The 11,622-nt window shown below is 52.7% G+C and carries 9 protein-coding genes; 2 read left to right on the plus strand and 7 right to left on the minus strand.

The window, feature by feature from the left end; translation table 11 throughout:
- The first annotated feature begins 173 nt into the window (after window positions 1–173).
- Window positions 174–584 (plus strand): serine O-acetyltransferase, encoded by a 411-nt coding sequence (locus AB6729_RS01840; RefSeq protein ID WP_371079853.1) that lies wholly within the window; start codon window positions 174–176, stop codon window positions 582–584.
- On the plus strand, window positions 577–1,836 hold the full coding sequence (locus AB6729_RS01845; RefSeq protein WP_371079854.1) for a glycosyltransferase family 4 protein: 1,260 nt from the start codon (window positions 577–579) through the stop codon (window positions 1,834–1,836). Before AB6729_RS01840 ends, AB6729_RS01845 begins: the two co-directional genes overlap by 8 nt.
- On the opposite strand, the gene AB6729_RS01850 is transcribed toward AB6729_RS01845, so the two are convergent.
- The 7 genes from AB6729_RS01850 to AB6729_RS01880 all read right to left on the minus strand — a co-directional run bounded on the left by AB6729_RS01850 (window position 1,833) and on the right by AB6729_RS01880 (window position 11,609).
- Window positions 1,833–3,350, minus strand: coding sequence for a right-handed parallel beta-helix repeat-containing protein (locus AB6729_RS01850; RefSeq protein WP_371079855.1), 1,518 nt, complete (start codon window positions 3,348–3,350; stop codon window positions 1,833–1,835). The genes AB6729_RS01845 and AB6729_RS01850 overlap by 4 nt on opposite strands.
- Window positions 3,351–3,387: 37 nt before the next feature.
- Window positions 3,388–4,485, minus strand: coding sequence for a polysaccharide deacetylase family protein (locus AB6729_RS01855; RefSeq protein ID WP_371079856.1), 1,098 nt, complete (start codon window positions 4,483–4,485; stop codon window positions 3,388–3,390).
- The gene (locus AB6729_RS01860) at window positions 4,463–5,650 is read right to left on the minus strand and encodes a glycosyltransferase family 2 protein (RefSeq protein WP_371079857.1); all 1,188 of its coding nucleotides are present in this window, start codon (window positions 5,648–5,650) and stop codon (window positions 4,463–4,465) included. The genes AB6729_RS01855 and AB6729_RS01860 overlap by 23 nt, the downstream gene beginning before the upstream one ends.
- Complete coding sequence (locus AB6729_RS01865; RefSeq protein WP_371079858.1) at window positions 5,631–6,773, minus strand: glycosyltransferase; 1,143 nt, start codon at window positions 6,771–6,773, stop codon at window positions 5,631–5,633. The genes AB6729_RS01860 and AB6729_RS01865 overlap by 20 nt, the downstream gene beginning before the upstream one ends.
- On the minus strand, window positions 6,770–7,804 hold the full coding sequence (locus tag AB6729_RS01870) for an O-antigen ligase family protein (protein ID WP_371079859.1): 1,035 nt from the start codon (window positions 7,802–7,804) through the stop codon (window positions 6,770–6,772). The genes AB6729_RS01865 and AB6729_RS01870 overlap by 4 nt, the downstream gene beginning before the upstream one ends.
- A 371-nt stretch (window positions 7,805–8,175) precedes the next feature.
- Window positions 8,176–9,699, minus strand: a complete 1,524-nt coding sequence (locus tag AB6729_RS01875; protein ID WP_371079860.1) for a lipopolysaccharide biosynthesis protein — start codon at window positions 9,697–9,699, stop codon at window positions 8,176–8,178.
- On the minus strand, window positions 9,696–11,609 hold the full coding sequence (locus tag AB6729_RS01880; RefSeq protein WP_371079861.1) for a DUF2079 domain-containing protein: 1,914 nt from the start codon (window positions 11,607–11,609) through the stop codon (window positions 9,696–9,698). The genes AB6729_RS01875 and AB6729_RS01880 overlap by 4 nt, the downstream gene beginning before the upstream one ends.
- Window positions 11,610–11,622: the final 13 nt, after the last annotated feature.

An 11,622-nucleotide genomic window follows, 5' to 3' on the forward strand; every position in this document is an offset into this window, starting at 1 on the left:
TGGGTGAAAAATTGATCTCAGATTTTCAAGCCGATTGTGCGAGGTATGCGGCGTCCGGTGAATCTGGTCGCCGTATGGCACTCAATCCCGCGGTTTGGTGCCTCTTTTGGTATCGTCTGGGGCGCTGGATCTATAGGCCTCGCGGGACACAGATTTTCTGGATACCGGCTAAAGTGATTCACATTTTCGGTACGACGTTTTTCGAGGCGTTTCTCCAGATGCGCCTGAATGTAAGAGCACACATTGGACCGGGATTGCTGATTGCACATTGCGGCGGCATCACCCTTCATCCTGATGTGGTAATTGGCAGTCATTGCGATCTGGCGCACCATGTGACCCTGGGTACTCGCGGCGTAGGTTCACAGGGGGTACCTCGGCTGGGAAATAACGTTTATGTGGGAACGGGAGCCGTGCTCATTGGTCCCATCGTGATCGGGGACGGTGCGCGCATCGCTGCCAATTCGCTGGTGACCCGCGACGTTCCTGCGGGCACCACGGTCATGGGAGTTCCGGCCTGTATTGTGAAGCGGCGTTCCACGGTGTTCGATGTGCAGGTAGAGGAAGAGTGTCTGATCGATGCCTAACGAACGTCCGCTTCTGCTGTTTGTCGCGCCGTACTTTGCCCCAGGATATTGCGGTGGCGTCGTTCAGATTTACCTGGGGTTGCTGCGTCAGTTCAAGGGCTTTCGAATTGTAGTGGTTGCCGATAACTGGAACGTGAATCCAGAGATCGCGCGCGACTGGGATGATATGGCGGATGAGTCTTTCGGGTTTTCGATGGAACGACTGGACGCATTCGAGTTTCATCTGCCTCAGAATGCACATTCGTCTCTTGCAAAAGCGTGTCTATTACTGCCTTCGCTGCTACGTTTTTTTACTCGCGGAAGAAGGCAGTGGAGGGCACTATGCAAGAAATATACGCCGTCGGTCATCGTGTGTGGAGGTACTTACTCTGCTGGTTGGCTAATGCCAGCAAATCCATCGCATTCCTTGTTGGTGAACTACGTTCATGGCGAAGAACTCACGATGCAGGTAGTACCCGCATTTTTGCAACCGATGATGCGTGCGTACCAGAGGCGTAGTCTTCGAGATGCAGATATGAATATCGCAGTCAGTCGTTATACGGCGGATCTGATCACGCGGATGTCCGATCGCGTGACTGTGCTACCGAACTTCATCGATCATGGTCGGTTCTATGTATCTGGTAGGCGAGAAGAACTCCGCAGTCGTTATGGATGGTGTGATAAGAAGGTGTTGCTTACGGTCGCTCGGCTTGAACCCAGGAAGGGAATTGATCAAGCCCTCCGAGCACTTTCTCATTTAAAAAAATATGGTCGTCTGCAACGTGATTGGCGGTATGTCATTGCGGGTAAGGGAACAGAACTTGCAGCGCTTCGTCGCCTTACCAGCGAGCTCGAACTTGAAAGTGTGGTGGAGTTCCTGGGTTTCATTTCCGATGAAGACTTACCGGGATGTTATGAGGCAGCAGATGTTTTCTTACAACCCAACCGCAATCTGAATGGAGATACGGAAGGTTTTGGCGTGGTTTTTCTCGAAGCTGCAGCCTGTGGTTTACCCGTTATTGGCGGTGTGGCTGGAGGCACCGGCGATGCGATTGATCACGGGCGAAACGGATTGCTAGTGGACAGCGAATCTGTTTCAGAGATTGCAGATGCTATTGCATTGCTTCTGTCGGATGATGAAATGCGCTGCCGATTTCGTCTGCATGGACTTGCATGGGCATCGCACTTCGATATTGAAAAGGGAAGGGTTGGCTTTGAGAAGATACTGTTGCAACTTATGCAACAAAACAAGAAGCCACGAGTTGTATCTTAAAAAGCTCCAACAGCATAGGGCGCTCTGGAAGCTCTCATGCGTCCATCCAGTGTCCAGTTCAATGCAGTAGGGACGCCGCGATGCAGCGCGGGGCTGAGGTCAGCAGGTCGAAAATCTCCATTAGCGGGATTTCGCAGTAAGGGATTCATGATTTGGAAACCTTCTGGAAGATGTGACCGGCCATCCTTACCGGCTTGCAACCACCAGATCAGATTCGCTTCTGCCTGCATTGGGATGGGCCTGCTGTTTGGAGAGAAAAGCGGAATGCCTCCGTCGAGAACGATGATGTTGTTCCGAAGTCTTACACTCTGTTTTGTTGAGCCGCCGGAAAAAGAGATGGCTCCGGAATCCGTGTTTCGCCTGCCTCCACAGCGAAACATCGTGTTGTTGTAGACATCCACTACGCCACTACTTGCAGGGCCAGCATTGGAGCCGCCTTGTATGTGGATGCAGGCGTAATTGGCGCTGCCATCTTGTGGATCCGGCCCCGTGCCGACGTTGTAGAGAAGGTTATTGAAGACCTCAACAGGGCCGGCAGAGGGATTGATCGTTGCGAGATTGATCCCGTCGCAAGCGGTATCGTGAATTACGTTGTCATGGATGTGCAGATCATATTGGTTGCGGCCGGTCCCGGGGTCAGTCGGTGTGGAATGAAACTGTAGACCACGGCATCCGCGCACGTTTGCAATCGTGTTCCATCCGACATCAATGTGATTGCTGTCGGTGCTGAAATACAGGCCGTGATACACCTTCGTTGTTCTTGGCAGTCCGACGTCATGGATGGTGTTGCCAAGAAATGCGATGTCGGAGACCTGAGACATTTCGATACAGCCTGTTGGGCCGAATCCATGCGGACAGGTGAAGTCATTACCGATAATTCGCCAATCATTGGAGTCGGTAACATCCAGAGCCTCTTGATTTCCGATGAAATGAAGTCCTGCAATGACCCAGTGATCGGATGTTCTTTGTACGTTTGGGGTCCTGGCTGCGATGCGTGGACCATCGACCTTACCAATCGTGACGCTGGCACCCGGATACGCGACTACCGCAATAGGATTGTCTTTGTGGCCGCTGCTCATGATGTTCCACGCGGATTCGTAACGATCCAACGCGTTGACGTCTACGCCATCGCGGAGATAAAGAATATCTCCTGCATGTAGTTTGTCGACTGCAGACTGGAGTGTTTCACCTTTCTTTTCCGGATAGAAACGAATGTGCCCTGGTCTGACAACAAGATGGATTTCATTGGATGAAACGCCTCTATCCACGTGGACTATCACCGCCCCAGACTGGGCCGTGCGTGGTAACTGAAAGGTTACTTTGCGCTCAGACCAAATGGGATAAGTGAATGCGCGGTCGCCGCCGATGGTGATGTAGGCGGCTCCACGCGTTTCGCCGAAGCCCCTGCCATAAAGTGTGATGAATGCACCCTGATCTGACTCGCCACCTGAGGAGGGCGCGCTGGTCAGGTCGCTATAGAAGATATGCGGAGGTGATTGCTCTGCGGCAGCCAATCTCGGTGCAAAAAAAAGTGGCAGGAGGAGCAGCGCTCTACAAGGTATCTGCCAGCAACGGTCGGAAAAATAACGCATATTCCAGGTAGCTTTCATCAAAGTTTCCTTCTGGCGACAGAACAGATCCATCCCATACGTTGACGCGCGGGATGGCCAATGGCTCGCTTTCTTTGTGCCAAAGGCCAGGCATTGTTGTGAATCCATAGTGATATCCGCACCTGGCGGTTAGTTCTCGAACGCGTTTGTCTGTGAAGCCGTTTGGATACGCAATCCAGTATTGCTCCGCATGTTCTGGCATCATGTTACGTTGCAGCTTCGTGGAAGACATTGTTAGTTCTGAAGAGACTTCATCGGATGTCAAATGTGTGAGGAGAGCGTGCGTGGAAGTGTGCGATCCGACGGAATGACCTGCTCGTGTCAGCGCGCGCATTTCTTCCCAGGTCATGAGCCTCTCCAATATGTCTGGCTGGAGAATGGTCATAGAGCTTGCGAGATGTCTCTCGGCATTCTGGATGGCTGCGCAAATCGTTTCTGGTCTGAATTGCTTCAACCAATTCAGGAGTACTTCTTCTTGCAGAGCACCAGGCGGTAAAGGTATTCCCTCTTTGTCCACGAGGTGAGCAAACACATCCTGAATGGAGATCGGACTCGTTGAATCGTGCAGCACCCGGGTCAGTCCCAGAGCGCGTTCCGGCCAGAAGGGTTGAGAGTGGCCTGCATATCCAGTTACCGCAAAGAAGCACGCGGATATACCAAATTGTGCGAGAAGCGGAGCCGCGATTGTGAAATTATCGAGCCAGCCATCGTCGAAGGTAATCAACACACGCGGACGCATATTTGATTCTTCCTGATGATAGTTATCTTCAGGTTTAACACAGGTCGCATGTTCGCTGAGATAGTCAAGTAGACTGCGAAAGGCACTTTCGCGAAGAACCATGCCGCGTGGTGAGCGACAGGACTCAATTGCGTCGTCGGGAATAACACGATGCAAAGTCAGTACAAGTGTGGCACCCGACGTACCTATTTTCTGTTTCGCCATTTTCAGTGCACCGGATGTACTGAGAGCTTTGAGATAGGCGTGTCGGAGTGTTTGACGTAAACTCATGCTCATATCAACCTGCATGTGATGTTTCACGTTGTGGTTTCCAGACAGCGTAACGTTGTCCGCGCAGGAATTTCACAGTTCCCCACAGAGCAGCGCCATTCATCACGCAGAAGTACATCGGTAGCGAAAGGAACTTTCCCTTTTGAAGCGAAGGTACGATTGCCACCAGAGCCGCGATGGCATAGAAGGCAAATTGGAGTGCCAAAAGAACGCCATATACAGTGGATGCTCGTAACATCCATGATGATGCGAGCATCCCGATCAGGAAGAGCGGGACAGCATATCGCAGCAGCTTGTGAGAGAAGAGTTGCAGCGCAATCCACGGATGCTTCCATGGTGCAAGCAGCTGGCGCACACTGGCGAGGCCTGTTAAAGCACGTGCAATGACACGGACGCGCATGGAAAATTCTTTGGCGGCATTGTGTCCGACATCTTCCCGGGCTAGCGCTCGCGGTTCAAACTTCACCTTTGCGCCTTGCAGTAGTACATGCATTGGCTCCACAAGATCGCTGATAATACTGGGATCAAGAGGCGTGTATAGACTTCTTCGTACCGCATAGATGCATCCGCAACAGCCGGTGAGGCTTCCTGCAGCTGACTGCATCTCTCGGATTTGGTTGTCATAACCAGCGTAGGCGCGCGAGGCCACTCCTACCGATGAACTGCTGAGGTCGTAGTAGGTATATCTTCCTGAAACGGCTCCTACATTCGGATCGACAAAAGCGCCTGCCAGATATTGCAACGCATCGGGATGGTATTCCGTTGTGGCATCGGAGAAGACAACGATTTCTCCTTTCGCGCTTCGTATGGCAACGTTCTGTGCATTCGTCTTGCCCGCCTGCTGTGGCACGACAATAAGCTCAACGCCTTCCGGGGAAAAGAAGCGGACAACGTCTTCTGTCGCGTCAGTCGATCCATCCGAAGCGACAAGGATCTGCAGCTTCTCCTTTGGATAGTTCAATTCGAGGCACTGAAGGAGCTTTCTTCCGATATTGGCTGCTTCATCGTGGGCACAGATAAGCAGTGTGAGTGTAGGCGAAGTGGATGGTGTGGTTGCGCAATGTTTTCTAAAACGAGTGATCAGGCACAGCAGTGTCGGATACCCAACGTAGGTGTAGCCAATGGCAGTTGCACATGTCCAGAAGAGGATGGACCACGGTGATACATCCGACGCACTAGGTAGCGAGAAGAGCATCGTATACCTCCACGTGCTGCGAAACCATTGCCTGAATTGAGAAATGTGTCTCTACAAGTTCGCGAGCGGCGTTGCCCATATATGTCCGGCGCGTTCTGTCATTTATGAGTGCGACGATGTGATCTGCGGCGGCCTGGTAGTCTTCGTTGGGAACCAGGTAACCTGTCATGCCATCCGTCACCGCTTCAGATGTGCCACCTACATCGGTTGCAACGACTGGAAGCCTTGCCGCCATCGCTTCAATCACTACGTTGGGAAATCCCTCCGTACGCGAGAGTAGGGCGAAGATGTCGGAGTCATGAAGTAAGCCGGGGATGTCTTCCACGTGACCTAGAAAACGAACGCAATGTTCAAGGTTCGATTCGCGAACCATGTTGCGCAGTTCTTGCAAGTGCTCGCGGTCCGTCCAGTCGCCTGCAATTGCAAACATTGCTTTGGAGTGTTGTTGATGGACGATAGCCGCAGCCTTGATGAAGACATCGACACCCTTCCAGGGATTGATATTTGCAATCGTCGTGATGAGGAATGCGTCGTTGGGAATGTTGTGTAGGAGTCGCAGTTCTGAAGCGTGCGGCGAGAGTTCATAACGTTCCAGCGCGACACCGTTGTGCACGATGGAGATTTTCTTCGCTGTGATGCGATCCTTCTCACGATGCCATCGTGCCACTTTCTCCGATACCGCAAAGACATGACTGTATAACGGAGCCAGCAACCGATAGAGCAGGTTATGCTTTGCCGTTCGCAGGATCCCCATATCGCGGCGGCTGGAGCAGATAGTTGTCACACCCGCAAGACGGCTTGCAATGGCGCCAAAGAGGTCTGCACTTTCAAAGTATGTCTGGACGAGGCATACGTTGCGTTCGCGGATCATTTCACGGAGATGGTTCAAGGTTTGCAGACCTTGTTTTGAGAGGCATGAACGTGTCGGCAACACGGTAATCTCATCGACAAGTTTGTAAGCTTCGGGACTGGGATTATCCCGCAGGGTCACGACTGTAACCCTGTATCCACGCTCCGGAAGCGATCGTGCGAGTGCGAACATCATGCGCTCTGCGCCGCCCAGCTCTGTTAGCTGATCAATGATGAACATCACGGATCGCGATTCTGTGGGCCCATGTTTCATACGACGGCATCTCCGTGGACGAGTGGCGGATTCGGTGTGTGCCAGGGATGACGTTTTATAGTCTTCTGCTTCGCTTTCTTAGTTACTGCTGAAGTTTTGGTGCCAGCAATGGAGATGCCACAAAGAGTGCATCCAAGAAGGATCCAAAGGTTGGAATCGACCTGAATAAACATCCACCGATCACCAAAGAAATTGACGATGGTTGCGGTGAGCATCAAGCAGGCAAAGCCAAGTCCCACCAGTGAGAGAAAAGGATCTCTGGCTCGGCTGAATAGTTGCAATCCCGTTCGGGTGAACAGGAGCAGTTGCGCGAGGAAAAGAAGAAGTCCAGAAAGTCCGGTTTCTACCAACATTTTGAGATAGAAGTTATGCGTGTCTTTGTAGGACCCGACACGACCCATTTCCGCATACGTCAGGAAACCGGTTCCAATCAATGGATTGTTTCGGAACATTGTTATGGCGTCCGTCCACAACATCACGCGTTCCTGCGCAGATGCATCCAATGCCGCTGCCTGTCCCGGGTCAGGTTTTGTATAGGTCATGGCGATGCGCTCTTGCACTGCCACCGGAAGTATGGCCTGCCAGGAAACAACGAGCAGAAGAATGGGAATGAAGAGCCAGCGAATCTTCACGACGGCAAGAAAACAGAGGACGAGTGCCAAAGCGAGATAGGCCTCGCGCGAGTATGAAAATAAGATGCATGCGGTGTTTGCGGCCACCACAAGCAGAATGCCGGCACGTATCAATGTCTTACCCTTGAGCGCAAGCAGCGGCAATAGAAAGGCTGTCGCTTCTACGAGGTATGAGGCCAGGCCATTTTCTCCTGCATATCCGAGAGGACCGGCATCCCTTGTTTCCTCGGCATAGTGTGAAAAGTCGCGTCCTGCTGCGCCTCTTAGATAACTGAAATCGACAGCGAGGGCTGTTACGCAGCAGAGTGCAATAATGATGGCGATTTGCTGCCGTGTACGAATGGTTCTGGTGACGGCGACGACGAGCAGCGGCATCACAATGAAGTTCTTGTAATCCACCAGGCGCACATCACTGAACCACAGGGGGAAGGATCCACCCAGAAAGAAAGCCCCGCGCCAGAGCGACAGATAGTAAAAGCCGCACAACAGTCCAAGGAATGCGAGGACTGACGTTCGACGCAGCAAAGGTGCTTGTGGGCGGAGAACGCTGCCAAGCAATGCGCAGAGAATTAGAATATCTACGATATTCGCGCCAAGGGGGAATGCATGCAGGTGATAACGCGTTGTCTGCAGGGGCAACAGGACCGAGAGAAGATACACACCAATCTCAGATCGCCACAGGATCGTAGCGAGAGCTCCTGCGATAACTGCGGAATACATGGCGATTGCACGTATGCTTGATAGTGCATTGGGTGTGGCAGCTTCCAGAATCATTCTGCACCTCCATCTCCCGTTGCAGCGGTCGAAGGAACTCGCACCTGCAAAATCGTGCCGATGGATAGCCGAGCGAGGGCTGGTTTTATGACTTTTCGGAAATCTGTCGACATAGCGAAGAGGCATCCAACGAAGATGCCACTATATGCGGCTGCTCGGCCCAGCAACTGCGCGATAAGCCATCGTGAGTGAATGAAGGTGGGCAATGGGTAGGCGCATAGCAGCGTCACGAATGCACTGATAGCTAGAGCCGGATTTATGTGCAAGGGAAGGATTGTCCGGTTCACGATCATCAGGGTTACAACCATGACTGCGTAACTGAGGAAGGTCGCGGCCGCAGCACCCATCAATCCATAGCGAGGAATCCAGAGGAAGTTGGCGGCGATGTTGATCACTGCTGCTACGACCACGATTGTGGCGAGCAGACTGGTGCGCTTCTGTAGGACGAGGCCGACATTGAAGAAGATGTGTAGTGCATAGACCATCAGTGCTGGCACCAGCACTTTGAGTAATCCTTCTGCACCAGCGAACCGGTTGGATGCAAGGAATACAAGAGCGTCACCTGCGCAGAGCGTTGACAATCCGACAATGAACAACGCGATCACCGCAAACCATGAAAGTGCAAGTGAAAGGAAGCGCGACGCGGCTTCTTTACCTTCTTCATTCCAGAGGCGCATGTAGATAGGGAAGAGTGCCAGGTTGAGCGGTGTCATGAGGACGTCCTGTAGATAACCAGAGATGCTGTAGGCCGCTGAGTACAGTCCCAGAGAATGGTCGCCCATGTAGCGCTGCACGATGATGCGGTCCGCAGAGTCCAATACAAGACTGGAAAGTTCGTAGGCGATGAGAGGCATGCCGAACATAAGACTGGTCCGGATGAGATCCCAGTCGATAGCGGATGGATGGATCAGGCTACGACGCAGAACATCGCCCAATTGGATCGCAATTACAAGAGCCTCGGCTGCCATCGTTGCAATGACCACAAGGAATGCCCTGTGTTGACCGGCAATGGCGAGTGCAATGAGGCCAGCCATGATTGTGACCTTGGTCATTACTTCAACGATGGTATGAAGGCGGCTTCTGCCTTCATTTCGCAGGAAGCTGAGAAGCATGGACTGGATTGTCCGAAGTATGACTGCAATGGGTGCAAGTAGCAGGCAATGAAACAATTGTGGGTCTTTACGCAGCGCCGAACTACTAAACAGCACGGCCAGGTAGATTGCTGAAAAAAGCAACGATGTAATGGCTGGCCCGATGAGCAGTGTCGAATAGAATCTTCGCTGCCCTGCGATGTCTGACTTTGTTGTGTCATAGAAGCGTGCCGCGGAGTATTGCAGGCCACATTTTGAAAGGACGACAAGTAACAATACGAGCCGGAAGGTTAACGACAAAATGCCGTATTGAGCAACAGGAAGGACGCGCGTAAGAAGTGGGAACGTAACGAACCCAAGAAGGATGAGCGACCCGCGGCCGATGAGATAGTTCCCGATATCACGGATGAAGTTCGGTTTGCTGGTCATTGTTGCCCCCGTTGGTCTATGGGGAAACAACCGAGGCCGTGCACTGCCGGGTCGCGCAATACGAGAAAGTCTGGTGATTCGTATACCACCTGGAAGCGTGGGTCGGCGGGAGCTGATGCAACCAGTGCGCGATAGGCTGTTTCGTACTCGGCGGCTGCATTGATGTGCTTCCAGTTCTTGTCGAGTACCAGGTACTCATAGACCGGATGGTGATATTGATAAAGGCGATGTGTCTGATAGAGGCAGTCGCGATTGGCAACGGCAGGAAGCATGTAGCGCGGGGCGGCGAGAGAGGCCTCCGAAGGAATCATTGCGGCAATCTTGTGCGCTTCTGCATCCCACGGTTGTTTGGAGATATCGTCGAACTGCTCCTGTCCGGTGACGAAGGCTAGCGTCGCCACGGTTAGCGCAAGGGTGATCAGAGGGGCAACGCGAGAACCACCGAGACGAAGCCGCGTTATGCGCGCCAGCTTGCTCTTGCTATTGGTGGAGAAGAGAAGTGCAGCGATGAACAGGACCGTTGCCGGAACTACTGAGTACTGTGCATAGATAACGGTGGTGATGCACTTGCCTGCGCCGGCCAGAAGGTTGATGGCCAGGAAAGGGAATGACGCGATAACGAGAGAGCTACCGAATGGCAGGAGAAGCCCGGTGGGCGTCAGAAGCTGTTTGAGATAGACCATATTGTTTCGCGTGAAAAGTGTTGTTTGCGGGCTGCTGCAAACGTGAGTGAGCATTTCCGCAGGTGACGCTCCCAGATGGCTAAAGCAGGCATCGGTAACGAACGACGCACCATTCAATGCATGAGGCAGCACCACTTTATAAGAGAAAATACCCCATACGAAGCCTGCAATCAGCGGCGTTACGGTCCAACGCAGTGACTTACGCTGAAGTAACGCGACCACTGCGAGACACACCGCGAAGAGTGCCAGATCTTCCCTCACCATCAGTGTGAAGAAAAGACTGACTGCGAAGGGGCGAAATTTCCCTTCGAGGTAGTAAAGAATTGTGAACAGCACGGGAAGTGCTGCGAAGCTCAGGGGGTAGAAGTCAAAGACCGATTGATACAGGATTACTGGCACAAGCAGAAAAGCCACTGCCCAGAGGCGCGCCGCTCGACCGGAGGTGTACAACATCGCAATGCGGAATACGGGATATGCACACGCGATCATCGCGATATTGCGAAGGAGCAGAAGAGTTATGGGACTTGGGAAGACTGCATAAAACGGAAGAAACAGGAACATGATAGGCGAGTTGTGCCCAGCGAAATCTGTCGTAACCGTGTGCGAATAGAGTAAGTCCTGCAGCAGCGAACCCCAGAATAAGTGCCCGTGCAGTGTGGTGTGCATGATCTGTGCGAAATAGGCGAGATCCTGCCCGACATATCCGAACACCAGGTACTTCTGAATCGCGAAGTAAGTAAGTCCGGCCAGAAGGATGATCGCTTCCAGGACTGGCCAGTGTCTTTTGTGACCTGCTTCGTTCTCCAGTGATTCGCTTTCCTGAAGGGTGTCATGGAAGAGTGTGGCCCAGAGGCCCAGGAAAATTGTGAGCAATAGAACGGAACGTATGGCGGGCGGACGAACCCTGCCCATGTATTCCGGAATGAAGAAGAGAAGAAAAACAAATGCTGCTGCGCAACGAGCGAGTTCCCTCTGTAGCGTTGGGGATGTTGTTTTGCGAACGACCAGGGCGAGAGTAGGGCTGAACGCAAGCAGTGCGAATGTTCCGGCAAAGATAAGGCCTGCCAGCAACGCACCGGTGGTGCCATGAGAGCGAAGAAAAGCAAGCCAAATCCAGATGCAGAGCGAGGCGGCGCCGAGAGCGACCGGCGTGATGATTGCCGGTCGCTCGCGGAAGTTATTCGCTCCGTTGCGGATGTAGTCTGTCGCGAGAGTTGAGGTCGACATTGTTGTAGAGACC

Source organism: Terriglobus sp. RCC_193 (assembly GCF_041355105.1).
GTDB lineage: Bacteria > Acidobacteriota > Terriglobia > Terriglobales > Acidobacteriaceae > Terriglobus.